Origin of the sequence: Flavonifractor sp. An112 (assembly GCF_002161085.1) — a bacterium.
GTDB lineage: Bacteria > Bacillota > Clostridia > Oscillospirales > Oscillospiraceae > Flavonifractor > Flavonifractor avicola.
The window spans coordinates 88,600-113,541 of the sequence record NZ_NFLU01000006.1 but is presented as its reverse complement, the minus strand read 5'-3'; the positions used below and the strand labels follow the sequence as shown (position 1 = coordinate 113,541).

The 24,942-nt window shown below is 58.2% G+C and carries 26 protein-coding genes, 1 other RNA gene and 1 other annotated feature; of the genes, 10 read left to right on the top strand and 17 right to left on the bottom strand.

The window, feature by feature from the left end:
- Positions 1–307 precede the first annotated feature (307 nt).
- Positions 308–1,567 carry a diaminopimelate decarboxylase gene (locus tag B5E56_RS07220; RefSeq protein WP_087389194.1) on the top strand — a complete coding sequence of 420 codons (1,260 nt, stop codon included), beginning with the start codon at positions 308–310 and terminating at the stop codon, positions 1,565–1,567.
- A gap of 89 nt (positions 1,568–1,656) precedes the next feature.
- Here the strand turns inward: B5E56_RS07220 and rplL are convergent, their stop codons facing one another.
- From rplL to rpmG, 7 genes are all read right to left on the bottom strand, one after another.
- Positions 1,657–2,031, bottom strand: a complete 375-nt coding sequence (gene rplL, locus B5E56_RS07215) for a 50S ribosomal protein L7/L12 (RefSeq protein WP_087188131.1) — start codon at positions 2,029–2,031, stop codon at positions 1,657–1,659.
- A gap of 51 nt (positions 2,032–2,082) precedes the next feature.
- On the bottom strand, positions 2,083–2,625 hold the full coding sequence (rplJ, locus tag B5E56_RS07210) for a 50S ribosomal protein L10 (protein WP_087272719.1): 543 nt from the start codon (positions 2,623–2,625) through the stop codon (positions 2,083–2,085).
- A gap of 45 nt (positions 2,626–2,670) precedes the next feature.
- Positions 2,671–2,806 (bottom strand) — a sequence feature (ribosomal protein L10 leader region).
- 115 nt (positions 2,807–2,921) lie between these two features.
- Positions 2,922–3,614, bottom strand: coding sequence for a 50S ribosomal protein L1 (rplA, locus tag B5E56_RS07205; RefSeq protein ID WP_087188133.1), 693 nt, complete (start codon positions 3,612–3,614; stop codon positions 2,922–2,924).
- A gap of 21 nt (positions 3,615–3,635) precedes the next feature.
- Complete coding sequence (rplK, locus tag B5E56_RS07200) at positions 3,636–4,061, bottom strand: 50S ribosomal protein L11 (protein ID WP_087188134.1); 426 nt, start codon at positions 4,059–4,061, stop codon at positions 3,636–3,638.
- 93 nt (positions 4,062–4,154) lie between these two features.
- A complete protein-coding gene (gene nusG / locus B5E56_RS07195) occupies positions 4,155–4,676 on the bottom strand; it encodes a transcription termination/antitermination protein NusG (RefSeq protein ID WP_087188135.1) in 522 nt (173 codons plus the stop codon).
- A gap of 10 nt (positions 4,677–4,686) precedes the next feature.
- Entirely contained in the window at positions 4,687–4,971 is a 285-nt protein-coding gene (secE, locus tag B5E56_RS07190; protein WP_087188136.1) for a preprotein translocase subunit SecE, read from the bottom strand.
- Positions 4,972–5,014: 43 nt separating this feature from the next.
- Complete coding sequence (gene rpmG / locus B5E56_RS07185; protein WP_087188137.1) at positions 5,015–5,179, bottom strand: 50S ribosomal protein L33; 165 nt, start codon at positions 5,177–5,179, stop codon at positions 5,015–5,017.
- Between the two features lie 321 nt (positions 5,180–5,500).
- Between rpmG and ruvX the strand changes: the two genes are divergently transcribed.
- Entirely contained in the window at positions 5,501–5,920 is a 420-nt protein-coding gene (gene ruvX, locus B5E56_RS07180; protein ID WP_087188158.1) for a Holliday junction resolvase RuvX, read from the top strand.
- Between the two features lie 7 nt (positions 5,921–5,927).
- Here ruvX and B5E56_RS14735 read toward each other — a convergent pair whose 3' ends face one another.
- From B5E56_RS14735 to B5E56_RS07155, 6 genes are all read right to left on the bottom strand, one after another.
- A complete protein-coding gene (locus B5E56_RS14735; RefSeq protein ID WP_206404963.1) occupies positions 5,928–6,284 on the bottom strand; it encodes a TSUP family transporter in 357 nt (118 codons plus the stop codon).
- Positions 6,284–6,652 (bottom strand): TSUP family transporter, encoded by a 369-nt coding sequence (locus B5E56_RS14730; protein WP_191433693.1) that lies wholly within the window; start codon positions 6,650–6,652, stop codon positions 6,284–6,286. The genes B5E56_RS14735 and B5E56_RS14730 overlap by 1 nt, the downstream gene beginning before the upstream one ends.
- 45 nt (positions 6,653–6,697) lie before the next feature.
- Complete coding sequence (locus B5E56_RS07170) at positions 6,698–7,417, bottom strand: tRNA threonylcarbamoyladenosine dehydratase (RefSeq protein ID WP_087389193.1); 720 nt, start codon at positions 7,415–7,417, stop codon at positions 6,698–6,700.
- A gap of 52 nt (positions 7,418–7,469) precedes the next feature.
- Positions 7,470–9,068, bottom strand: a complete 1,599-nt coding sequence (locus B5E56_RS07165; RefSeq protein WP_087389192.1) for a peptidylprolyl isomerase — start codon at positions 9,066–9,068, stop codon at positions 7,470–7,472.
- A gap of 180 nt (positions 9,069–9,248) precedes the next feature.
- A non-coding RNA gene (ssrS, locus tag B5E56_RS07160) (6S RNA) lies at positions 9,249–9,450 on the bottom strand.
- A 3-nt stretch (positions 9,451–9,453) separates the two neighbouring features.
- A complete protein-coding gene (locus B5E56_RS07155; RefSeq protein ID WP_242958817.1) occupies positions 9,454–9,774 on the bottom strand; it encodes a DUF1292 domain-containing protein in 321 nt (106 codons plus the stop codon).
- A 297-nt stretch (positions 9,775–10,071) separates the two neighbouring features.
- On the opposite strand from B5E56_RS07155, the gene B5E56_RS07150 reads away from it, so the two are divergent.
- The 3 genes from B5E56_RS07150 (at position 10,072) to B5E56_RS07140 (ending at position 14,739) form a co-directional block, all read left to right on the top strand.
- A complete protein-coding gene (locus B5E56_RS07150) occupies positions 10,072–12,663 on the top strand; it encodes a transglycosylase domain-containing protein (RefSeq protein WP_087389191.1) in 2,592 nt (863 codons plus the stop codon).
- A gap of 249 nt (positions 12,664–12,912) precedes the next feature.
- Positions 12,913–14,211 carry an S-layer homology domain-containing protein gene (locus B5E56_RS07145; protein WP_087389190.1) on the top strand — a complete coding sequence of 433 codons (1,299 nt, stop codon included), beginning with the start codon at positions 12,913–12,915 and terminating at the stop codon, positions 14,209–14,211.
- Positions 14,212–14,256: 45 nt separating this feature from the next.
- Positions 14,257–14,739, top strand: coding sequence for a DUF4358 domain-containing protein (locus B5E56_RS07140; protein ID WP_087328341.1), 483 nt, complete (start codon positions 14,257–14,259; stop codon positions 14,737–14,739).
- A 60-nt stretch (positions 14,740–14,799) separates the two neighbouring features.
- Here B5E56_RS07140 and B5E56_RS07135 read toward each other — a convergent pair whose 3' ends face one another.
- Entirely contained in the window at positions 14,800–16,047 is a 1,248-nt protein-coding gene (locus B5E56_RS07135; RefSeq protein WP_242958814.1) for a cation:proton antiporter, read from the bottom strand.
- 231 nt (positions 16,048–16,278) lie between these two features.
- Positions 16,279–16,839, bottom strand: a complete 561-nt coding sequence (locus tag B5E56_RS07130; protein WP_242958812.1) for a TetR/AcrR family transcriptional regulator — start codon at positions 16,837–16,839, stop codon at positions 16,279–16,281.
- Between the two features lie 200 nt (positions 16,840–17,039).
- On the opposite strand from B5E56_RS07130, the gene B5E56_RS07125 reads away from it, so the two are divergent.
- Positions 17,040–17,288, top strand: coding sequence for a TIGR03905 family TSCPD domain-containing protein (locus B5E56_RS07125; RefSeq protein WP_087188146.1), 249 nt, complete (start codon positions 17,040–17,042; stop codon positions 17,286–17,288).
- A gap of 64 nt (positions 17,289–17,352) precedes the next feature.
- Here B5E56_RS07125 and B5E56_RS07120 read toward each other — a convergent pair whose 3' ends face one another.
- A complete protein-coding gene (locus B5E56_RS07120) occupies positions 17,353–19,590 on the bottom strand; it encodes a bifunctional metallophosphatase/5'-nucleotidase (protein WP_206404962.1) in 2,238 nt (745 codons plus the stop codon).
- 256 nt (positions 19,591–19,846) lie between these two features.
- Positions 19,847–20,362 carry a DUF6512 family protein gene (locus B5E56_RS07115; RefSeq protein ID WP_087389187.1) on the bottom strand — a complete coding sequence of 172 codons (516 nt, stop codon included), beginning with the start codon at positions 20,360–20,362 and terminating at the stop codon, positions 19,847–19,849.
- A 261-nt stretch (positions 20,363–20,623) separates the two neighbouring features.
- Here B5E56_RS07115 and spoIVB point away from each other — a divergent pair, with 261 nt between their 5' ends.
- The 4 genes from spoIVB (at position 20,624) to B5E56_RS07095 (ending at position 24,905) form a co-directional block, all read left to right on the top strand.
- Positions 20,624–21,679 carry a SpoIVB peptidase gene (spoIVB, locus tag B5E56_RS07110; protein WP_087389186.1) on the top strand — a complete coding sequence of 352 codons (1,056 nt, stop codon included), beginning with the start codon at positions 20,624–20,626 and terminating at the stop codon, positions 21,677–21,679.
- Positions 21,680–21,929: 250 nt separating this feature from the next.
- Positions 21,930–22,703, top strand: coding sequence for a sporulation transcription factor Spo0A (spo0A, locus tag B5E56_RS07105; protein WP_343212787.1), 774 nt, complete (start codon positions 21,930–21,932; stop codon positions 22,701–22,703).
- A gap of 144 nt (positions 22,704–22,847) precedes the next feature.
- Positions 22,848–23,450, top strand: a complete 603-nt coding sequence (locus B5E56_RS07100) for a pentapeptide repeat-containing protein (protein WP_087389185.1) — start codon at positions 22,848–22,850, stop codon at positions 23,448–23,450.
- A gap of 75 nt (positions 23,451–23,525) precedes the next feature.
- Positions 23,526–24,905, top strand: coding sequence for an alanine/glycine:cation symporter family protein (locus B5E56_RS07095; RefSeq protein ID WP_087389184.1), 1,380 nt, complete (start codon positions 23,526–23,528; stop codon positions 24,903–24,905).
- Positions 24,906–24,942 lie beyond the last annotated feature (37 nt).

Genomic DNA, 24,942 nt, shown 5'->3' with positions numbered 1-24,942 from the left:
CTCTCTTTCCATGCGGGCAGAAAAAAAGCAACTGCTTTTTCAAAGAAAAAACAATTGCCTCCTAGCCATAGCGTTTGTCTGCTGCAATACCTTCCCTTTCAAAACAAACGCCCCCTGTCCGCATTCTAAATTCATGATATTATATCAAAACAGCGTTATATATGCAAGGAGGGCCGGTGATATTTTGCGCATTTGGGCATAATTCTAAAGATGGATTTGTGAAATTGGGAAACAAAGGATGATCTGTACATTGACAGATGGCCGAAACTTTACTATAGTAAATAGCAAAAGATAAGAAGGTGACCCCATGAAACGACCCTTTGTGACAGCGGAGCAGCTGCGCTCCATCACCCAGCAGTACCCCACACCCTTCCACCTGTATGACGAAAAAGGCATCCGGGAAAATGCCCGGCGGTTGAAAGCTGCCTTTGCCTGGAATCCGGGCTTTAAAGAATATTTTGCCGTGAAAGCTACCCCCAATCCTGCCATTTTGAAGATCCTGCGGGAGGAGGGCTGCGGCGCCGACTGCTCCTCCCTCACCGAGCTGATGCTCTCCCAGCGCTGCGGTCTCACCGGGCCGGAGATCATGTTCTCCTCCAACGATACCCCGGCGGAGGATTTCAAACTGGCTGCCCAGCTGGGCGCTACCATCAATCTGGACGATTTTACTCACATTGATTTTCTCAAAGAGACCATCGGATATATCCCTGAGACCATCTCCTGCCGCTTTAACCCCGGCGGTACCTTCACCATCGGCGCATCTACCGAGGGCTTCCAGGTGATGGACACCCCCGGTGACTCCAAGTACGGCTTCACCCGGGAGCAGCTCTTTGAGGGCTTTAAAAAGCTGAAGGCCATGGGAGCCAAGCGGTTCGGCATCCACGCCTTCCTGGCGTCCAACACCCTGTCTAATGAGTACTATCCCACCCTGGCGGGCATCCTGTTCCAACTGGCGGTGGAGCTGGAGCAGGAGACCGGCTGTGATATCTGCTTCATCAACCTGTCAGGCGGCGTGGGCATCCCCTACAAGCCTGATCAGCCTGCCAACGACATTGCCGCCATTGGTGAGGGGGTGCGCAAGCAGTTTGAGCAGATCCTGGTGCCCGCGGGCATGGGAGATGTGGCCATCTACACCGAGCTGGGTCGCTTTATGCTGGGGCCCAACGGCTGCCTGGTCACCAAGGTACTCCACTTCAAGCACACCTACAAGGAATATGTAGGCGTGGACGCCTGTGCCGCCAACCTGATGCGCCCTGCCATGTACGGCGCCTACCACCATATCACCGTCATGGGCAAGGAGGACGCCCCCTGCGACCACAAGTATGATGTCACCGGCGGCCTGTGCGAGAACAACGACAAGTTTGCCATCGACCGGATGCTGCCGGAGGTGGAGCGGGGAGACCTGCTGGTGATCCATGACACCGGCGCCCACGGCTTCTCTATGGGCTACAACTATAACGGCAAGCTGCGCTCCGCCGAGGTGCTCCTGCAAGAGGACGGCTCCACCAGGCTGATCCGCCGGGCGGAGACCCCGGAGGACTACTTCGCTACGCTGATCTTTGATTAAAACAAAACTGGGCCGGGAAATTCCCGGCCCGGTAAAAAAAGACCTGCTGCAAATGCAGCAGGTCTTTTTCATCCGATTGGAAAGCGGAATTACTTCAGCTCCACCTTGGCGCCGACCTCTTCCAGCTTCTTCTTCAGCTCCTCGGCCTCGTCCTTGGAGACACCCTCCTTGATAGCCTTGGGGGCAGCCTCGACAGCAGCCTTGGCCTCAGCCAGGCCCAGGCCGGTGATCTCACGGACAGCCTTGATGACCTTGATCTTCTCGGCGCCGACCTCAGCCAGCACCACGTCGAACTCGGTCTTCTCCTCAGCAGCGGGAGCAGCAGCGCCGCCAGCGGCGGGAGCAGCCATAGCAGCGGCGGAAACGCCGAACTCGTCCTCCAGAGCGTGCACGAGCTCGGAGAGCTCCAGAACAGTCAGACCCTTAACCTCTTCAATGAGGGCAGTGATTTTCTCAGAAGCCATGATAGGTAACCTCCTAAATAAATTATAATTGATACAGAATGGTGCGGGGAATTACTCGGCGGCAGCTTCGGCGGGCTCGGCAGCCTCGACAGAGCCGCCCTTCTGCTCGCAGATGGCCTTGATGACGATGGCCAGGCTGGTGATGGGAGCCAGCATGGTGCCCAGGACCTGAGCCTGCAGGACCTCCTTGGAGGGCAGCTCAGCCAGAGCCATGATCTCGTCCATGGACAGGACCTTGCCGTCCATAAAGCCGGCCTTGATGGTGAACTTAGCACCGTTGAACTGCTTGGCGAACTTGTTGATCACACGCATGGGAGCGATGGGATCGCCGTGGGACAGAGCCAGAGAAGTGGTGCCGTTGAGCACGTCATCCATCTCGTTCAGACCCACGTTGTTGATGGCGAAACGCACCAGGGTGTTCTTCACCACGGCGTAGTCCAGCTCGTTCTTGCGGCACTCGGCGCGCAGAGCGGTGTCCTCGGCCACGGTGATGCCCTTGTAGTCCACGAGCACGCCGCTGGCGGCGGTCTGCAGCTTCTCGGTCAGCTCAGCCACGATGGCCTGCTTCTCACTGAGAACCTTTGCGTTAGGCATTTGGATTCACCTCCGTTGAATTTGAGTTCAACTTTTCCGATGCAGTCACGCAACAAAAAAGCTGTTTTCGCATTCAAAGCAGCGAAAACAGCACAAAGAAATTCATTCCGTTGTGGCTGCATTCTCGGCAGGACTTACGGCTTGCGCCGCCTGCTGTCTTTGAACACGAGTGATAGTATACAATAAAACACCGAGGATGTCAAGCACTTTTTTGAAAAATCATCACTTTTTTGTAAGTATCCTGGGGAAAAGAGTGAGAAAAACGGGGAGCAGGAAAACCTGCTCCCCATTTTACATTACATCAGCTTAGCGCCGTTGATCTTCACGCCGGGGCCCATGGTGGAAGCACACACGCAAGAGCGAATGTACTGACCCTTGGCAGCGGAGGGCTTAGCCTTGATGATGGCGCCCATCAGAGCGTTGAAGTTCTCGGTCAGCTTCTCAGCGCCGAAGGAGACCTTGCCGATGGGGCAGTGGATGATGTTGGTCTTGTCCAGACGGTACTCAACCTTACCGGCCTTGATCTCGGTAACAGCCTTGGCCACGTCGGGGGTGACGGTGCCGGCCTTGGGGGAGGGCATCAGGCCCTTGGGGCCCAGGACCTTACCCAGACGGCCCACAACACCCATCATGTCGGGAGAAGCCACGACCACATCGTAGTCGAACCAGTTCTCCTTCTGGATCTTCTCAACCATGTCCATCTCGCCCACGAAGTCGGCGCCGGCAGCCTTAGCAGCCTCAGCCTTGTCGCCCTTGGCGAAGACCAGCACGCGCTGGGTCTTGCCGGTGCCGTGGGGGAGAACGATGGCGCCGCGGACCTGCTGGTCGGCGTGACGGGAGTCAACGCCCAGCTTCACGTGCAGCTCAACGGTCTCGTCGAACTTGGCGGGAGCGGTCTTAACCACCAGCTCCATGGCCTCAGCGGTATCGTACAGAGCGCCCTTGTCGATGAGCTTGGCGCTCTCCTGATATTTCTTGCCTCTAAACATTGCTCTATTCCCTCCTTCGGCTTAGTCGCCCACCACGATGCCCATGGAGCGGGCAGTGCCGGCGATCATGCTCATAGCCGCGTCGATGCTGGCCGCGTTCAGGTCAGGCATCTTGGTCTCGGCGATCTTGCGCACATCTTCCTTGCTGATGGTGGCCACCTTGGTCTTGTTGGGCACACCGGAGCCGGACTCGATGTTGCAGGCCTTCTTGATGAGGACGGCGGCGGGAGGAGTCTTGGTGATAAAGGTGAAAGAACGGTCGGCGTAAACGGTGATCACCACGGGGATGATCAGGCCCACATCGTTCTTAGTGCGCTCGTTGAACTCCTTGGTGAAGGCGGCGATGTTGATGCCGTGCTGACCAAGGGCAGGACCGACGGGGGGCGCGGGAGTCGCCTTGCCGGCGGGAATCTGAAGTTTCACATAACCAGTAATTTTCTGTGCCATTTGAAACAGCACCTCCTACGATAAATGTGGTTGGAAGCGGAACTGCTTTGCAGTCCCTCCCACGTGCGGGGGAAAGGGGCCGTGCCCGGAGACTTATTCGACTGGCTCGACCTCGTCCAGTTCCAGTTCTACGGGAGTTTCACGACCGAACATGGAGACTACCACCCGGACCTTGCTGCGGTCCAGATCGATCTCCTCCACGGTACCCAGGAAGGATTCCAGGGCGCCATTGATGATCTTGACGTTGTCGCCTACCTGGTAGTTCACCACTACCTCGCGCTTTTCCACGCCCAGAGCGGCGATCTCTTCGTCAGAGAGGGGGATGGCCTTGTTGCCGGAGCCCACAAATCCGGTGACGCCGCGCACGTTGCGCACCAGATGCCAGGTCTCGTCGGTCAGGACCATTTTGACCAGCACATAGCCGGGGAATACCTTGCGCTCTACGGTCTTAGGGCCGTTGTCCGTAATTTCGGTAACGGTCTCCAGAGGGATACTGACCTCAAAAATGAGGTCCCGCAGGCCGCGGTTCTCCACTGCCTTTTCGATGCTGGCGGCCACGGTGTTTTCATAGCCGGAATAGGTATGCACCACATACCATTTCGCGTTCTCAGCCATCTTCTACACCTTAACCCTTGCCAAACAGATCCAACAGGGCACGAATCACGGAGCCGGCGAGGGCGTCGAACACCCAGATGCAGATCCCAACGACGATACAGCAGAGAATGACGATCACGGTGTTGTTAATGGTCTGTTTCTTGGTGGGCCACTGGACCTTCTTCAGCTCGCTCTTGAGTTCCTTGAACCACTTGCCGATGCGGGCGAAGAAGCCGGGCTTTTTGTCCGCCTTGGCGTCCTTCTTCTTCTCGGACTTGGCGGGCTTGGTCTGCTCGAGCTTCTCGTTTTCAGACATTCCGTTTAACCCTTCTTTCTTCTGAGCCGTCTTGCAGCGCTCATTACTTGGTCTCGTTGTGGACCGTGTGCTTTCTGCAGAAGGGGCAGTACTTCTTCAATTCCAGACGGTCGGGAGTGTTCTTCTTGTTCTTGTTGGTGTTATAGTTCCGCTGCTTGCACTCGGAGCAGCGCAGGGTGATCTTCACCCGGTTGCCGGCCTTCGCCATGTTCGGCACCTCCTTCATTGTTTGACCGCATAACAGCAAAAATGCCGGATGCGGCCGCAGGCCGAATCCAGCACGTACCGGCGGCGAAACGCTGCCGGATGGAACGTCACGGTGCGGATTCGGCACATTTGCCTCCCTATGTCTCACGCGGAGGGAAGGGTTTCGCACGTCATCACACCGTAAAAATGCGCACAAAAAAAGAGCCCTTTTTCATAGGTAATTGAACTATACCACAGCATGAGACCAAAGTCAAGCAGTTTCCACTTGTTTTTTCTTCATTCCTTTTGTATAGTGTAGAAAGCAGAAAAAGGAGTGATGATCTTGCGTATCATGGCCATTGATTACGGCGACGCCCGGACGGGCGTTGCCATTTCTGATCCCACCGGCCTGCTGGCTGGTTACACCACCGTGATCCACAGCCGCAAGGCGGATGTGGTGGCGGAGGAGCTGGCCCGGCTGGTGAAGGAACACCAGGTGGACGAGCTGGTGATGGGGTTTCCCCGGAATATGGACGGCACCGAGGGCCCCCGGGCGGAGCTGTACAAGGCCTTTGCCGCCCAGGTGGAAGAGACCTGCGGCTTGAAGCCGGTGCTGTGGGATGAGCGGCGCACCACCGTGGAGGCTCACAACATCCTCCACGCCTCTGGCAAGAAGATGAAAAACCACAAGAAGACCGTGGATGCCGTTGCGGCCACCCTGATCCTGGAGGGCTACCTCACCTTCAAGCGGGCCAGAGGATAAGGAATACCTACCCTTTCCGGAACAGCTCCCGCAAGCCCACTATCAGAAGAAATCCTCCAAAGCAGCGGTGCAGCAGGGCAGTGTCCAGCCCGGTGGCCGCCCAGGCGGCCAAAGCTGCGCACACAAGGCCGGTGAGGATGGCGGGGAGCAGAACCGACTTTTCCACATAACCGTTCCTGATGTGGGCGGGCAGAGCTGCGGCGGCCGAGGGCAGAAAGTAGAGCAGGTTGATGCCCTGAGCCTGGTTTTGGGCGATACCGGCAAAGGTGGTCAGATAGATGAGCAGCAGGGTGCCGCCTCCCACCCCAAAGCCGGACAGGATGCCGGTAAGAGCCCCTGCCAGAATGGCGGTCAGCCAGCCCATCAGAAGAACAGGGCCTTTACCCCGCCGTAGAGCAGCAGCAGGGCAAAGAGCCGTCGGAGCCACACCATATTCATGCGCCGAAACAGCCTCCCGCCCAGGAGACCGCCCAGCAAGCCCCCCACCAGATAGGGCAGTGCCATCCACAAATCCACGCCGCCCCGGAACAGATAGATGGCGGCGGACAGGGCACACATGGGCAGAATGATGGCGACTGAGGTGGCGAAAGCCTTCCGCTGTCCCAGGCCGCACCAGCCTGCCAGCAGGGGGACCAGCACCATACCGCCCCCGCCCCCGAAAAAACCGTTGACTAAGCCCGCCGCCCCTCCTGCCAGAGCGGGGCGGAGCCATGTTCCATGATTCTGACGCAAAAAACATCCCTCCGTTGGCCTTAGTTTGCCGGCGGAGGGATGTTTTTATACGGGTTGCAGACCGGACAGCGTGAGTACCACGTCGCCGGCCATCATGAGCCCCGCTACTGGGGGCACCCAGGCTACGCTGCCGGGGACGGAGCGGCGGCCGGGGGGCGGAGCCTCATGCTGGGTGGCTGCCTTGGGTTCCTCCGGGGACCACAGCACCCGGTGGTGGTGGATGCCTCTGGCCCGCAGCTCCTTGCGGACCACCCGAGCCAGGGGACAGCCCTCGGTTTTGGAGATGTCCCCGATGCGGAACAGGGAGGGGTCCAGCTTGTTGCCGGTCCCAAGGGCAGAGAGAATGGGGATCTTTCGGGTGATGGCGGTCTCGATCAGGTCCAGTTTGCAGGACACCAGGTCGATACAATCCACAATGTAGTCGTACTTTGTGGAAAAGAAGGACTCCCGGTTCTGGGCCTCGTACTTTTCCACACGGACCGTGGTGCGGCACTGGGGATTGATGTCGGCGATGCGATCCGCCATGGCCTGGGCCTTGGGCACACCCAGGGTGGACAGGGTGGCCTCCACCTGACGGTTCAGGTTGGTGAGTCCCACCTCGTCATGGTCGATGAGGGTGAGGGCCCCCACGCCGGAGCGGGCCAGGGCCTCGGCGCACCAGCTACCCACGCCGCCCAGGCCGAATACCGCCACATGGGCGGCGGTCAGGCGCTCCATAGCCTGGTCGCCCAGCAGCATTTGGGTGCGTAAGAATTTTTCGTCCATAAAGCCTCCGAAAAAAGGCGGACGGGGCTGGGCTCCGTCCGCCTTTTGGTCGTTAGTCGTTTACATACTTGATACCGTCGCCCTGGACCGCTTCCAGACCTTCGGTCAGACCGGTGAGCCAGGTGTTCAGGCCGTCCTGACGCAGGGCGCTGTCGGCGTCCAGCTTCCAGACGGGATCGTTGGCGCCCTGGTAGTACACCACGTGCCAGCCCTGCTGACCGGACTGGGTGTTCTCAATGAGGGTGGTGTCGCCGGGCTGACGGGCCTCATCAAAGATCCAGTCGTTAAAGGCATCGAACATCTGACCCTTGTAGACCTCCTCATACAGACCGCCGTTGGTGTTGGAGCCGGGATCATCGGAGTTGGCCTCGGCCAGAGCGCCGAAGGACTCGGCGGTCTTGTCGCCGGCGTTCCACTCATCCAGCAGGGACTGGGCCTCGGCCTTGGCGGCGTCCAGAGCCTCCTGAGTGGGAACGGTGGACTCGTCCACATCCTCGGTGGCGGGATCATCCTCCTGGGTCAGCTCAGCCTTGATGAGGATGTGGCGGATGTCGGCAGTGGGAGTCTCGTCCAGGTAACGCTCCTGGAAGAGCACCACATAGTAGCCGGTATCATATTCCACCACGCCCACGTCGCCGGTGGTGCGGGAGGCATCCAGCATCCACTCGCCGTAGGTGCGGCTGGAGACGCTGGTGCCGGAGAGAGCGGTGGTCAGGGAGTAGTCAGGATCGCTCTCATACTTCTCCTTGCTGCTCTCAGACACATAGTCGGGAGCCAGCTCGGCAAAGGTGGCCTCCTTGTCCTCGGCAGCCTCCACGGCAGCGGCGAACTCGTCGGCCTTGGCCTTGGCGGCCTGCATGGCGGCGGCGGACTCCTCCTCGGTGGGCTCCACGGTGTTGCCCTCCTCGTCGGTGCCGCTGGGAGCGGTGCCGTCGATCTGGATGGAGCGGAAGGTGAAGCTGTCCAGATCATTCTTGTGCTCGTCATAGTAGGTCTGGATGGCGTCGTCGGTGATATCCAGACCGTCCATATAGGCGTTCTTATAGCTGGAAACCAGCACATCCCGACGGACACAGTCCTCATAGGCGCCCACGGTCATATACTTGCCATAGGTGCTTCTCAGGTAGCCTTCAAAGCTGCTGGCGCCCAGCTGGGCGGCATAGCTCTTCATATAGGCGATGGAATTGTCCACGGTGGCCTGATCCTCGTCGGTAAAGGTATACCCGGCCTCCTCAGCGGCATTCTCCACAGCAGCCACTTCGGTCAGGTCGGTAATGGCCTGCTCCAGGAAGTAGTCATAGTAGGTCTGGGTCTGCTCCTCGTCCACATACTGCTCACGCAGGTCGGTCTGAGGATCAAAGGAGGCGCCGTTGGAATAGGATTCAACCATGGCCGCGTAGAAATAGTATTCCACATCGTTGACATTATAATTCCGGCCGTCCACGGTGAGGGCGGTGGCGCCGCGCTGGAAAATACCGGAGTGCCACACCAGCAGAATGACCACCAGGATGGCGATGATCACGCCGATGGCGGTATACAATACCGTTTTCTGCTTGGCGGCCTTCTGCTCCCGGAGCTCAGCCCGCTGCTTTTGGGTCAATCCCTGCTCGGGATCGCTCCGGCGCTGCTTTTTTTCTCTGGATGCGCTCATTTGTTGCTTCAGTCCTCTCGTCAATGTTCCTGCCGTCGGCAGGGGTGGCTGTACATCCAAATCTGTATAGACAAGCCTGTATTATACAAGAAAAGGGCCTGTCTTTCAAGCCTAAAAACCAGTTTTACACTTTGTTCAGATTTGCGGATATAAGAAAACCCCACGAAACCACAGTTTCGTGGGGGCCCCGCTCTGGCCGTGCGGATCCATTTAAAACCTGCACGAAATGGCAGGTGGGTCGCCTCCATGATGCTTCGTTGCTTCCAACTTCCAGCCGTCCCTCGAAGGGGCGCCGGGAGGCCTGCAGTCCACACCATGAGGGGGCGTCCCGTTTAAGAGATGTGGGTTTAAATAAAACCCGTCACGCACCGAGCAGGAATCAGGTTCAGGAATGTTCCTCGTCTTCGTCAGCGAAGAGAGCTTCCATAAACTGCTGATAGACCAGTTCCAGCTCCTCGTCGCTGTCCAGGGTGGAGAGCTGATCCTCGCCGTCCACATGGACCACCTTCAGGATGATGAGGCCGTTTTCCTCATCGTCCAGGTCCACCTCTTCCACGCCGTCCTCCTGTTCCTCGCCCTGAATGGCGGGGAAAAAGGCCATATAAGTCTGACCGTTGTAGTCCAGGGTATCAACGTGCTCCAGCTCAAACTCGTTGCCCTCTTCATCGGTAACGGTGATGAAATCAGGGCCAAATTCTTCACTCATAGATGGCACCATACCTTCCTTAGTGTCGTCTCTATTGTAGCTTGTAGTTGAGTAAAATGCAAGAGCAGGACGTGCTAAAATTTTTTTCAATCACGGAATGGATACAAAAAAGCCGGGAAAGAGGGTGGACAACAGGTGAGAACGTGATATAATAACATCGATTCTCTGTAAGCTTTAGTTGCAGATAGCAGTACCAAAAGCCTGCTTACCCAATACGGAGGTGTCATTTTGCCGTCAAGATCCAATCAAAGTCCCCGGCCGCCCAGGCGCCGGAGCGAAAAGACCTACAGTCCCGCGATGCATATCCTGGGAATCGTGGGCAAGGTGGTGGGGACCTTCCTGCTGGTCATGCTGATCACCGGGATCATCCTCGTCTGCTTCGCCATGGTCTATATCAAAACAGTCATCCTGCCTCAGGCCCATCTGGACGCCAATTTTGATATGAACCTGACCAGCACCATCTATTATATGAACCAGGAGACGGGAGAATACGAGGAACATTTTTCCCTTCACGGTACAGAGAACCGTAAGAAAGTGACCTACGATCAGATCCCGGAAAATCTGGTCAACGCCACCATTGCCATTGAGGATGAGCGATTTTTGACCCACAATGGCGTGGACTGGAAGCGTACCCTCAACGGCGTGCTGCTCATGTTCACCGGAAAGGATATCCAGGGCGGCTCCACCATTACCCAGCAGCTCATTAAGAACGCCACCCAGTATGACGACGTCACCGTCAAGCGTAAGATCCTGGAGATTTTTACCGCCCTGGACTTTGACGCCACCTACTCCAAGGAGCAGATCATGGAGTGGTATCTGAACCTGATCTATCTGGGCGACAACTGTTACGGTGTGGCAACCGCCGCCGAAAACTACTTTGGCAAGGACGTGTCTGAGCTGAGTCTGGCCGAGTGTGCCAGCCTCATCAGCATCACCAATAACCCCACCCTGTATGGTCCCAACTCCAACATTCGTATCACCAATGAGGAGACCGGCGAGGTCACCACCGGCCGGGAGCGCAACAAGCAGCGCCAGGAACTGGTGCTGTGGAAGATGCTGGACCTGGGCATGATCTCCCAGGAGGAGTACGATGAAGCTGTGGCGGAGGAACTGGTGTTCACCCGCAGCGAAGATGAAAAGAAGCCCAGTACCATTTACAACTGGTACGACGAGCAGGTCATCACCGATGTGATCAACGACCTGATGGAGGAATATGGCTACTCCGAGCAGCTGGCGGAGAACATGGTGTACTCCGGCGGCCTGAAGATCTACGCCTGTGTGGATACCCGCATCCAGTCCATTGTGGAATCGGTCTATTACGATCAGAACAGTCTGGTGCTTACCTCCTCCAAGGGACAGGATATCCAGTCCTCCATTGTCATCATTGACCCCGAGGGCAATGTGGTGGGCCTGGCGGGCGCCCTAGGCGAAAAGACGGCCAACCGGGTGCTCAATATGGCCAGCGGCACTGTCCGTCAGCCTGGTTCCTCCATCAAGCCCCTGTCGGTCTATGCGCCGGCCATTGAGCTGGGTATGATTACCCCGGCTTCGGTCTATGCCGATGAACCGGTGCGTGTGCTCAACGGAAAGAACTGGCCCCTGAATAACCCCCAGACTTACCGCGGTGATATTACGGTCAATACCGCTGTGGAGGTGTCCTCCAACCCTGTGGCGGTGCGTATTCTGGAGGAGATGGGGGCGGAAACTTCCTTTGACTTTGTGGAGCAGAATTTCCACATTGATCTGGAGGAGTCCTATCTGAGCAACGGCGAGGTCAAGAACGACTACGGTTCCAGCCAGCTGGCCCTGGGCGGTCTGACCCACGGTGTCAGCGTGATGGATATGGCGGCTGCCTACTCGGTGTTCCCCCGGGACGGTGTGTATATCGAGCCCCGTACCTACACCAAGGTCACCCGTGAGGTGGACGGTGTGGAAGAGGTGTTGCTGGATAACACGGAAACGGAAGAGGAAGTCATTCTCTCCACTAAAACCACCTATTATATGAATGAGATGCTCAAGAACGTGGTAAGCAACGGTACCGGTACCGCCGCCCGTATCTCGGGCATGACGGTGGCCGGTAAGACCGGTTCCACCACCGCCAACAACGACCGCTGGTTTGTGGGCTATACGCCCTACTACACCGCAGCTGTGTGGGTGGGCTATAAGACCCCCGAGCGGATCTATGCCAGCAACAACCCGGCGGCGGTACTGTGGCAGAAAGTGATGAGCCAGGTCCATGAGGGCCTGGAGAACAAGGACTTTACGCAGGCCAGCGGACTGACGCCGGTACAGCTGTGTAAGGACAGCGGGCTGCGGGCCACCGAGGCCTGTCTCAGCGATCCCAGAGGGGACCGGGTCTACCAGATGTACCTCTTCTCGGACGATGTGCCGGTAGAGAACTGTGACCAGCACACCATGGTGGATGTCTGTACCGACTCCCCCATTCTGGATGCCGACGGCAATCCCATCGAGGGCCTGTATCATCTGGCCGGCGACTATTGTCCCAGAGAGGCCAACGAGGCGCTGGGGATCACCGAGGGTACAGTGAAGTCTATCGGCGTACTGGTCAGCGGAGACAGCAGCAACCAGTATACCAAGGCGTATCTGGAGTCCCAGGGCAGCTGTACGGTGCACACCTCGGAGCCGGAGGCCCCGGAGCCGGATGAGTATGATCCCTCTACCTTCCGGTTGGAGGACCAATCTACCTGGCCTACCCAGGAGCAGTGGCCTGGCTTCGATCCCACCAATCCGGCCACCTATCCCACGGTTCCGCCGGAGCCTACAGATTCGGGCGGGTCCGGTGGAGAGACCACGGAGCCCAGTGTAACACCGTCTCCCGCGCCTACGCCGGAGACACCGCCGGAGGAACCATACGTTCCCGCCGGATGAGCCAATCAGTATGAAAGCGGAGGAGCTGCCTTTGGGCGGCTCCTCCGCTTTTGGTATTGCGGGCCATCATAAAATCGTAAGAAGTAGGTCGGAAAAGGGCAAAGTCGTTGGGGCCCAACGATATTGAAGCATACTTCCGTATCATTGTGGGAAAAAAGGAAAATGGAGCAAAAAGAATCTTCCTCTTTCTCTGGACGGAACCTGAAAAATCTGATACACTGAAGCCAAATCACAGCAGGAGGGAACATTATGCTGATCCAACAGGTGGTCGCATTTTTATTGGCTGGGGCACTGATGACCGGCGGATCGTCCGGGGTCACCATTCAGGATGTTTCACAGGATCATTGGTCCTACCCCTATGTATCCTATATGGTGGAACATGATGTGATGTACACCACCAAGACTGGAAACTTCCTGGGGGAGGTCCAGATCAATCGGGGTGACTTTGTGCTCAGCCTGTGGCGGGCGGCGGGAAGCCCGTCCGGAGCCACGCCCAATTTTACCGATGTGCGCCCGGAGGACGCCTGCTATCAGGCGGTGGGCTGGGCGGTAGAGCAGGGGATCTCTCAGGGTACCTCTGAGACGAAATTCTCCCCGGCGGCCTCATTGGACCGGGAGCAGGCCTTTACCTTCCTGTGGCGGGCCCTGCCGGTATTCGGCGTAGAGCAGAAAGAGGGCTTGTCAGGCGGACTGGCTGATTTCCAGGACGTGGACACGGTGAGCGACTGGGCCCTGGCGGCCATTGGTGATCTGTACGCCAGGGGGATCGTCAGCGGCACCGGGGACGGACTTCTGGCGCCCCACCAGCCGGTGACTCGCAGCGAGACCGCCACGCTCCTCTATAAGACACTGGATCTGGCCGGCGAGATCGAAGGGGGCGGCACCCCCACGGTTTCCACGGCAGTACCTGAAGATGAGTGGGCCTGGTTTGACGACGTGGTCTTTGTAGGCGACTCGGTATCCCTGAAGCTGACCGGATATGTGACCAAGATGCGCCAGAGCGATCCGGACTATCTGGGCAAGGCCCAGTTCCTTACCGCCGGCAGCCTGGGCAGCGGAAATGCGCTGTGGGAGGTCAGCGACGAGTCGGTTCATCCTCTCTACCAGGGCACCAAGATGCGTCTGGAGGATTCGGTCCATGCCTGCGGCGCTAAAAAGCTCTATATCCTGCTGGGCATGAATGATGTGGGCCTGTATGGCGTGGACGGCTCGGTGGCCAATATGGAGACACTGCTCAAGCTTATCAAGGAAAAGACCCCCGATCTGCAGATCTTTGTCCAGTCGGCCACTCCCATCCACAAGGGCAATGAGAAAAAGGTGCTTAACAACGCCAACCTGCGGCTGTACAATGAGAAGCTGAAGGAGATGTGTGACCGCAACGGCTACTACTACGTGGACATCGCCTCGGTGCTTACCGACGCGGAAGGCTATCTGCCCGATTCCTATTGCAGCGATGCCTCCGGTATGGGGATGCACTTCACCGATGAGGCCTGCCGGATCTGGGTGGATTATTTGAAGCAGGATGCAGCCGCCCGTCAGAACGGCTGACCGGATGGAAAAACAGTGCGGTAGAAACCGCGGAAAGGTGATCGTATGAAAAAGAAAGTACGCAGCGTACTGCTGCTGGCATTGGCTGTCATGATGGCGGTTAGCGCCGCTGGCTGCAGCGGCGGGACAAAGACCGCCGATATGGATGTGGCGAAAGTGATGGACGCCATGTTGGAGAAGGCCCCGATTGAGGGCGGCATTGAGCTGAGTCAGGACGATATGCTCAACTTCTACGGCATCCAGAGTGAGGATATGGAGGCTTTTGCCGCCAACCTTGCAGCAGATGGCATTACCGCCAAGGAGATCGTGCTGGTGAAGGCCAAGGACGAGGACAGCGCCAAGACGGTGGAGAGCAAGCTGCAGAGTCGGCTGGACGCCCGCCGCAACGAGTTCAACAACTACCTGCCCGATCAGTACGCCATCGTGGAAAAGAGCGAAGTCAAGCGGGACGGCGTGTATGTGCGGCTTATCATCTCTCCCCAGCAGGACGAGTTGGTGGAGCTGTACAACAGCTACCTGAACGGCTGATTTAGTTAGTAGTTAGAAAAACAAAAGCTCCGCTGCCATAGCAGCGGAGCTTTTGCGTTCTTATTTTTGATTGTGAGAACTATCGCGGAGTCGTTCGTGATCTTCCAGCAGGGCCTGAGCGGCCAAATCAAAGGCGGCAGCGTCTTCATAGCGGTTGACCAGCTCGCTCTCCTGCAGGTCGCTGTAGTCCTTTTCTTTGCCGCGGTAGACAAGCTTAAGCAAAATGGGGGTGAGGATGGTGGTTGCGATAACCATCAGCACCACGGGACCAAAGAAGTCGTCGTTCATCAGCCCCGCCGCAATGCCGTTGTTGGCCACGATCAAGGCAACCTCGCCCCGGGAGATCATGCCCACGCCGATGCGGAGGGAATCCTGATTGGAGTAGCGGCACAGTTTGGCGCCCAGCCCGCAGCCCACCACCTTGGAGACTACAGCCAAGAGGATCAGCAGGACGGAGAAAAGAACGATGGAGCCGCTCATCTCCGGCAGTACCACCTTCAGACCCAGGCTGGCGAAGAAGATGGGGGAGAGCAGCGTGTAAGACAGGGTATCGAAGCGGTCCTGCAAGTAAGCTACCCGGGGGGTCTTGGCGAAGATCAGACCGGCGATATAGGCGCCGGTGATGTCGGCCACGCCGAATACTTCCTCGGCAAAGTAGGCGTACAGCAGGCAGAACGCAAAGGAAATGACAACAAACCGGCGTTTATCCCGGTCATATCGTTTGAACCACCACTCCACGATCCGGTGAAGCACGATCCATACCACCACACTGATAGCGAAAAAGGCTGCAATCTTCAGCAGGACCATCAGCACATTGGCGCCGGTGCCCGACATACTGGTGATGATGGTGAGCGCCACGATGCCCAGCACATCGTCAATGATGGCGGCGCCCAGAATGGCGTTGCCCGAACGGGTGGACAGCTTCCCAATCTCCTTCAGAGTCTCTACCGTGATGCTGACGGAGGTGGCGGTCAGGATCACGCCGACAAAGACGTTTTGCAGGAAGGTGTCAGTTCCGGTATTGAAGAAGCAGGCCAGCGCAAAGCCGCCTGCCAGCGGGACCAGAACACCGATGAGGGCAATGATGAATGCAGATGCGCCTGCCTTCTTCAGTTCGCCCAGGTCAGTCTCCAGACCGGCGTTGAACATCAGGACGATGACGCCCAATTCTGCCAGCTGGTCCATCAGCGTGGTTTCCTGAAGCACGCCCAGCATAGCGGGGCCCAGCAGCAGTCCGGCCAACAGTGCGCCGACGACCTGGGGCAGCGCAAACCGCTTGGTTACAATTCCCAGGACCTTGGTGCTCAACAGGATGACCGCGATCTCAAATAAAAAGTGATAACTCGTATCCCACACCCCTCTCTCTAGTGTAGTAAAAATGCACTATAAATGGTAGTTTATTTTGGTCAAAAAATCAACTGGCAACCTGGATAGAATTTCAGGCTGCTGTCATAATTCAACTCAAAAAACTGACAAGAAAATTCCCCGGGAAGAACTGTCTGAGACAATTCCTACCGGGGTGATACATATATGGATAAATCAGGATGGCTGAGGGGGTGAGGAAAAACGCTGAGCCACCCGCCGGAATTCATCCTCCAGCAAAAAGCTGATGCGGGCAGCCAGTTCCGAGGGCTCCTCCTTCATGTCGTCGGCCAGCCAGCCCAGCATGGTGCCGGCCAGGGCGTACATATAGAAATCAATGAGAAATTCCCGGTCTCTCTCCGCCAGGACAAGACCTTCGGCGGCAGTATCCAGCAGCTTGGCAGTCAAGGCGTGGGACATGGTGAAGAACTGACAGTCCAGGTGCTCACGGCCGCTGGAGCGGTAGATGTGATAGATGATGACGTGGTTCTCCTGTATGTAGTGGAAGGAGGTCATCAAAGCCTCCTGCCAGGAGGTGCAGGGCTGCAGGACCTCGGCGGTCTCATGCTCCAGGAACCAGTGGAGCAGATCATAGATATCCTGGAAATGATAATAGAAGGTCTGCCGGTTGACTTCGCAGTCCTCTACGATCTCCTTGACGGTAATATCGTCCAAGAACTTCTTCTGCAGCAGTCGCCGCAAAGAATTGGCAAGCGCCAGTTTGGTGCTGGGAGCCAATGGGCACACCTCCTCTCATTCGGACTGGTGTAACAGGCGCAGCCTACCCTTTATAGCACAAAGGGCGGGTGTATAAATGTACAGCCGCGCATCTGCGGCTTTTGCGCTTATTATACCACAGTGGTATAAAGAATTGCAATCCTGTCCAAAGTATGGTATGATTTGCCCCGTTAAACGGGAACATCAAAGGAGAGAGAAAAATGACCATTGATTATCGTCCCAGGGGCGTCTGCTCCAACCGCATGGTGGTGGATGTGGAGAACGGCGTGATCCGCTCCCTGCAGGTCCAGGGCGGGTGCAACGGCAACCTTCAGGGAATCTCCCGTCTGGTGGAGGGTATGAAGGTGGATGAGGCCATCCGGCGGCTGGAAGGCATCCGCTGCGGCTTCAAAGCCACCTCCTGCCCGGACCAGCTGGCCCAGGCGCTGAAACAGGCGGTACAGGCCTAAACAGAAAAAAGCTGGGGCGTGCATATGCACGCCCCAGCTTTTTTGGTATACGCAGGAGTGAGCCTCAGGCAGCAGGCTCTTCGGCGGTCAGGGCGCCGAAGTTGGACAGAACCTGAGCAAACTCCACCCGGGTCAGCTGACCGGCGGGCATCAGCTGGCCGGCCTCGTTGCCGGTCATGATGCCGGCGTAGTAGCAGAAGGTCATGCCGTCCAGAGACTCAGCGGGGATGGAGGCATAGTCGGGAGCCTTCTCCATGGAGCCGTCGGCGGCAGGGGCCTGGATGCCCTTGTACTCGGCATAGGCAGCGATCAGGTCGGCGATCTCAGCGCGGGTGATAGTCTGATCCTCGCCGAAGGTGGTGCCTTCAAACAGACCCACGGAAGCGGCCCAGTTGATGCAGTCGGAGTACCACTTGCCCTCGGTGTCGGTGACAGTGGTCTTCTCCACGGCGGGAGCACCCTCCATGTTGTACAGCACCTGATACACGGTGGCGCGGCTCACCTGGCCGAAGGGAGTGAAGCTGAAGCCGTTGGTGGTGCTCATCATATCATTGTTCACCACATAGCGGACAGCCTCGCCGTACCAGGCGGAGAAGTCGGCGTCGGCGTACAGAACGGTGATGCGGCCGTCGCCTCTGGGATTGGCGTACTGCTCGCCTACCACGCCGCCCAGCTCGTCCTTGATGTAGTTGATGAGGACCTCGTTGTCCACCATGACCTCATCCTTCAGGATCTTCACGTTGTCAGCGCCGAACATGGCATAGCCGTCGCCGCCGTCCTTGAGCATATAGTTGTGGGAGGCCAGGGTGTAGGTGGCCTCGGGGTCAATGGCGGTGTACTCGCCGGTCTCGCTGTCCAGAACCTGAACATCCTTGACCCGGCGGTCGCCGGCCACCTTCACGAAGTTACCAGCGTCGTCCAGCTCCACGGAGGTGGGGATGGAGGTGTCCACGGTGTACTTGATGCCGGAGACCTGCAGGAAGCCGCCGCTCTCAGACACGCCGGCCTGCATGGAGCCCAGCTCCAGAGCATCCAGGATCTGCTGGCCGGAGACCTCAACCAGGCAGGCCAGGTTGCCGAAGGGATGGACGGCGATGATGTTACCGTAGGTGATGTCGCCGGCAGCGATGTTGTCGCGGACGCCGCCGCCGTTGACAAAGCCGATGTCAGCGCCCAGCAGCACGCGGTAGGCGTCGGCGCACAGGTCGCCCAGGTTGGTCTCGGCGGAGCGGACAGCACGCTCACCGGTGTAGGGATCGTTGATGGTCAGGTCCACGGAGGAAGTAGCCACCACTTCTTCGGACATGGCCTTGTACTCAGCCTGGATACCCTCGATGAAGGTCTTGGCGGTGGTGTAGGCCTGAGAGGTGGTATCCACGTCAGCCAGGGCAACCAGCTCGGTGGTCATAGTGCCGTCGGGAGCGATGACCAGCTTGCCCACGGACTCGGCCTTGGTGCCGGTCTGGCTCAGGAGCACGTCCTCACCGTCGGCGTTCTTCACGGTCTTGGAGGGCTCGGTGGTGTGGGAGTGGCCGTCCAGTACCACGTCGATGCCGGTGGTGTTGGCAATGACTTCGGTGGACATCCAGGGAGAGCTCTGGGCGTCCTCACCCAGGTGAGCCAGGGCCACCACATAGTCAGCGCCGGCCTTGCGGGCGGCATCCACAGTATCCTGGACCTGGTCGTACAGGGCCTTGCCGTCCTTATCCTGGCAGAAGCCGTAGATGTACTCGCCCTTGTCGTTCTGGAAGTAGGCGGGGGCGGACTTGGTCAGGGTCTCGGGAGTGGAGATACCCACATAGGCCACGTCCACGTCGCCGTAGGTGACCATGGTGTAGGGCTCCAGCACGGCCTTGCCGTCGGCGTCCACGAAGTTGCAGCTGACATAGGTGTACTCAGCCTGGTTCTTGGCGATGTCCAGGAAGGTATCCATGCCGAAATCGAACTCGTGGTTGCCGGGGATGGCAATGTCGTAGCCCACATTGTTCATGATGTCCACGATCCAGCTGCCCTTGGACAGGGAGCCCAGGATGCCGCCCTGGATGGCGTCGCCGTTGTCCACCAGGGTAACGTTGTCGGCGCCGTAGCTGGCTTCCATCTCGGCCTTATAGGCGGCGATGGCGGCATAGGACATACCGTCGTCGCTGGTGCAGTGGACGTCGTTGGTGTACAGCACCACAATACCGTCATCCGTAGCAGCGGTGGTGTCCCCCTCGTCGGCAGCCATGGCGGGGATGCAGAAGCTGCTGGCCATGGACAGGGAGAGGAACAGGGACAGGAACTTGCGTGTGTGTTTTCTCATGAAACATTCCACCTTTCCTTCCGGGCCCTACCGGAGGGGACCTTTTCGGCTGGCTGGATGGAGCCTGAACGCATCCGCGGCACATAAAGATTTCCTCTGGATGTGGGCAAATCGGATATCATAATGGTAACAAAACGGAAACAAAAATACAAGGGGTCCGGTGTAGAAAGCAGGTAAATTTTATGTGGTTTTGGTAAAACAGGCAGAAAGGCAGAAAAGACAACAAGTCCCCGGAGAAACGCTCCGGGGACTTGCTTCAGCAGGGCAGGGTGACCCAGGTGGGAGTGCCGGACAGATCGGTAAAGAGAAGGCCGTTGGGAGGCAGAAAGGTGAACAGAAGTGTGGCGATTCCCAGCACCAGTACCAGCAGGACCAGCACTTCCCGAAAGCTCTGCCAGAAGGGCTGGTGGAGCAGATAGGGCAGCAGGAAAAATACCGCCATCATCAACAGATAGAGGACGATATCAAAGATAAGGGAGTCCCCCTGAAAGGAAATGTGATAGAGGTAGCCGATTCCCAGCATTCCGGCCGTGGCTGCCAGCAGGGCAAAGGCCCGCTGTCCCAGCAGCTCAGGCTGCTGGCGGCGCAGAGCCAGCCCGGCAATGAGGCAGGGCCAGTAGAGCAGTTTGACGTGCTCCCACAGGCTCTCCCGCACCGGAGCCACCAGAGCGGTGGCAGGACAGGGAAGCAGGGTATAGAGGAAATGCAGACAGGCGCCGGCCACTGTGGCGGCAACAAAAGCGATCCACTCGGTCTTGCTCAGGCGCGGCATGGCGGACACATCCTTTCGTCTTATATGCCGTAACATATGCAAACAAAAGAAAAAAATACCACAGAGCCTCCAGATAAAAAGCAGGAAACAGGGGGAGAAAAGAACAGGGGTAAAGCGCCAACGATCTGCCGGGCGGCAGTTGGAAAGAAGCACCAAGCCAAAGGAACATTTCATTGCCAGCGTGGTTCGTCCATTTGAAAACCATATTAGTAACAGGCGTACAAAACGCCAATGATTTGGGGAAGGAGCGTGGACAGCGAAATGGGAAAAGAAGAACCAAAGATCAGGCCCTGGGTGGGCGCGGTACTGACGGCGGTGCTGCTGCTTGCCTGGGCGGCCTGGTTCCAGCCCGTCAGGGCGGCGGAAACCAGAGAAGTGATCCCCATGGGCCGTACCGTAGGGATTAAACTGTTTTCCGACGGCGTGATGGTGGTTGGTTTTGGTGAGGTGACGGCGGCTGACGGCAGTCACACCCCGGCCCGGGACTGTGGGCTGAAGGAAGGGGATATCATCACCCACATCAACCGGGAAGAAGTAGACAGCATTGAAGAGGTCCAGGCCGTGCTGCAGCAGGTGGGGGACCAGGCCATGAGCATCCGTGCGGTGCGGGACGACAAAGAGGTCCAGTTTACCGCCCAGGCGGTCCAGTGCAGTGCCGACGGGCAGTATAAACTGGGCGCCTGGATCAGAGACTCCATGGCAGGTATCGGCACCATGACTTTTTGCGATCCTGAGACTGGTACCTTCGGCGCTCTGGGCCACGGCATCAACGATGTGGATACGGCAAAGCTGATGCCCATGCAGTCCGGGTCCATCCTCTATTCCGAAGTCACCGATGTGCAGAAGGGCGTGAAGGGAACGCCGGGGGAACTCCACGGAGCTTTTCAGACTGACCGGGACCTGGGCGTGCTGTGGTCCAACACCTGTAGCGGCGTCTTTGGCCAGATCAGCGATGAGACCATGACTGACGGCATGGAGCCGGTGCCGGTGGCGGAACGCAGCCAGGTCCAGGTGGGCCCGGCGGTCATTTTGTCCAATGTGGCCGGCGATCAGGTGGAGGAGTATGAGGTGGAGATCACCCGTATTTTTCCCGAAAAAGAGGGAGATACCCGCAATCTGATGCTGAAAGTCACCGACGCCAGACTGCTGGATACTACCGGCGGCATTGTGCAGGGGATGAGCGGCTCGCCCATCCTCCAGAACGGCAGACTGGTGGGGGCTGTGACCCATGTACTGGTCAATGATCCCACCCAGGGCTACGGCATCCTGGCAGAGCATATGCTGGAGCAGGCGGAAACTGGTAAAACAGAAGCCTAATAACCCGAAAACGCCGGGAGCGGTCCGCCGCTCCCGGCGTCTTTTTTGCACGAACATTGGAAGATATGAGAGGGAAAAGAGGGTCTGCGTCGGAATTTCTGCGGAAAAGTCGAACGAAGTCGAAGAGAAATAACCATAAATTACCAGTAAAACCCTTGCGCTTGCTGTCTGATTATGGTAAATTATAGCCAACCGGTAATCAGCCTTGGCCAGGCGGCAAATGTGGAGCAGGAGGAGCCTGCTGGAAAGGGTGTCAATATTGGAACGGAGAATCAAAGTCCTGGTAGCGGATGCAAGCGAAGAATTTCGCCGTATTCTGGTGGAACAGCTGGAAGGGGAAGCGGGCATCCAGGTGGTGGGAGCCACAGGAGATGGAGAAGAGGCGCTTCAGCTTTCAGAGCGTCTGGCGCCGGATGTGCTGGTGATGGATCTGGTGCTGACCCAGATGGATGGGGTGGAGGTCTTGCAGGCGCTGTCCAAGGCCGAAGCCAGACCCCGGGTGCTGGTGCTCTCCGGATTTGCCCGGGGCAGCGTGGCTGAGCTGGCTGCATCCACCGGCGCGGATTACTATATGCTCAAGCCCTGCCGGCTGACGGCGGTGGCCGAGCGGGTCCGCCAGCTGGCCGCCCTTCAGGAGACGGAGGAAGGGGATGACGGCGAAGAGCGGGCCAGACGGCTGGAAAATGTGGTGACGGGAATCATCCATGAGATCGGTGTGCCCGCCCACATCAAGGGTTACCAGTATCTGCGGGAGGCTATCATCATTGCCGTGGGGGATATGGATGTGATCAACGCGGTCACAAAAATTCTCTACCCCGAGGTGGCCAAACGCTTTGGCACCACTGCCTCCCGGGTGGAGCGGGCCATCCGCCACGCCATCGAGGTGGCCTGGGACCGGGGCGATCTGGAGACACTGCAAAAATACTTCGGCTACACGGTCTCCAACGCCAAGGGAAAGCCTACGAATTCGGAATTTATTGCCATGATCGCCGATCGGCTCCAACTGCAGCAGAAGGAGCGGTGAAGGCTGTGATGTGCCCGGCAGACGGGGAACGCCCCGGAGCCGGGCGCGTTTTTCTCTACACAGCCGGACAAAAAAGGAGTATAACATAAGCAGACAGGATGCGGCCCCGCTGCCGGGGCGTATCCCCTAGGAGGCGTGACCATCATGCTGGTGCAGCAATTACATTGGGCCAGAACCGAGGAGCGGGACCTGGAGGATCTGGCCATTGAACAGGAACAGCTTGTGGGACTGGATCTGTCCCACTTGGAGTATACCCGGATCCGGTTCTATAAATGCCGTTTTGAGCGGTGCGATTTTTCCAAAGCGGCTTTTTATCAGTCGGAATTTGACGGCTGTGATTTTTCCAACTGCAGCTTTCTGGATACGGTGTGGAACAAGTGCCGGATGTCCGGGTGCAAGGGAGACGGCGTGAAGATGATCTCCAGCCGCTGGAAGGACTGCTCGGTGACCGACAGCAGCTTTCGCTATGGGAATTTTTCCAAATCCCTGTGGAACCGGACCAGTCTGACCGGCTGCGATCTGCGGGAGGCCTCCATGGCAGAGGCCCGGGTAAGCGGCCTGGAGCCCCATGGGTCCAACTTTCAGAGGGTGGACTTTTTCCGAACTCCGCTGAAGGGTCTGGACCTGTCCGACTGCCAGATCCAGGGCATTACCGTGTCAGAGAGCCTGCAGGAGCTGCGGGGGCTGAAGATCAATCCGGGACAGGCGGTGGATCTGGCCCCTCTGCTGGGGGTGCAGCTGCTCTGATCGTTCCGGCTCCGGACAAGATACAGGCATGGAACTGCCCCTGTCCGCATACCCCTGGGACAAGGGGGTGGGGCTATGACCGGATTGGAGCGGCTGGCCGATCTGATCTGGAATCCGTGGCTGCTGGGCTTGTTTCTGATTGCGGGCCTTTATTTGTCGGTGCGCAGCGGATTTTTTCAGGTAGTACACTGTGGATTGTGGCTCAGGACCACGGCGGGGGCACTGGGCAAAAAAGCCAGAAAAGGTACCGGGCGGGGGCTGACTCAGCTGCAGGCCATGTCCACCGCTTTGGCGGCCACCATTGGCACAGGTTCCATCGCCGGAGTGGCCACCGCCATCTTTTACGGTGGGCCGGGGGCGGTATTCTGGATGTGGGTATCTGCCTTCCTGGGCATGATGACCGGCTGTGTGGAAAAGATCCTGGCGGTACGCTACCGGGAAAAGGACGAGAAGGGCTGCTGGCAGGGTGGCCCCATGTGCTATATGGAAAAGGGGCTTGGGAGCCCCGCCTTGGCCACCCTGTTCGCCCTGTGCTGTGTGGCCGCCTCCCTGGGGGGCGGCAATATGGTGCAGGCCAATTCCATTTCAGCCGCCCTCCACGCCGGTTTCGGTCTGGACCCGCTGGCGGTGGGCATCGTGGTGGCCCTGCTCACCGGTGCGGTGGTGGTGGGCGGCATCGGCCGCATCGGAAAGGTGAGCGAGACTCTGGTGCCCTGTATGGCCCTCCTCTTCGTGGGAGGGGGCATGGCGGTGCTCTGCTGCCATGCCCAGGCCCTGCCTGGGGCGCTGAGAGAGATCGTGGAGGGCGCGTTCACACCCAAGGCGGCCCTGGGGGGCGGCGCTGGCTACTCCATGGCGGCGGCGCTGCGGTACGGCGTGGCCCGGGGGGTGTTCACCAACGAGGCGGGCATGGGCTCCTCCTCCATCGCCCATGCCGCCGCCGACACCAGAGAGCCGGCGGAGCAGGGGATGTGGGGCATTTTTGAGGTGTTTGTGGCTACCATCGTGGTGTGCTCCATCACCGCGCTGGTGATCCTTACCACCGGAGTTTATCAACCGGAGGAGGCCCTGGCAGCCATCCAGCGGGGACAGGTGACGCCGGAGATGCTGGGAGCTCCCCTGTCGGCGGCGGGGTTTTCCACCGTGTTCGGCTCTTTTGGGGAAATTTTTGTGTCGGTATGCCTGCTGCTGTTTGCCTTCACCTCCCTCCTGGGGTGCTGTTACTATGGCGAGCGGGGGCTGGCCTACCTGAGCGGCTCCAACCGCTGGCGGTGGATCTACCGGCTGGTATTTTTGTGGGCGCTGGTGTGGGGCAGTGTAGCCGACGTAACAGCGGTGTGGCAGCTGGCGGACATCTTCAACGGGCTCATGGCACTGCCCAACCTGTTCGCCCTGTTGCTGCTGTCCCCGGAGGCATTAGCACTGCTGCGGACATGGAAAAGCAAACAGAAGTGAAAAAGAGCACGCTGCATCAGCAGCGTGCTCTTTTTGT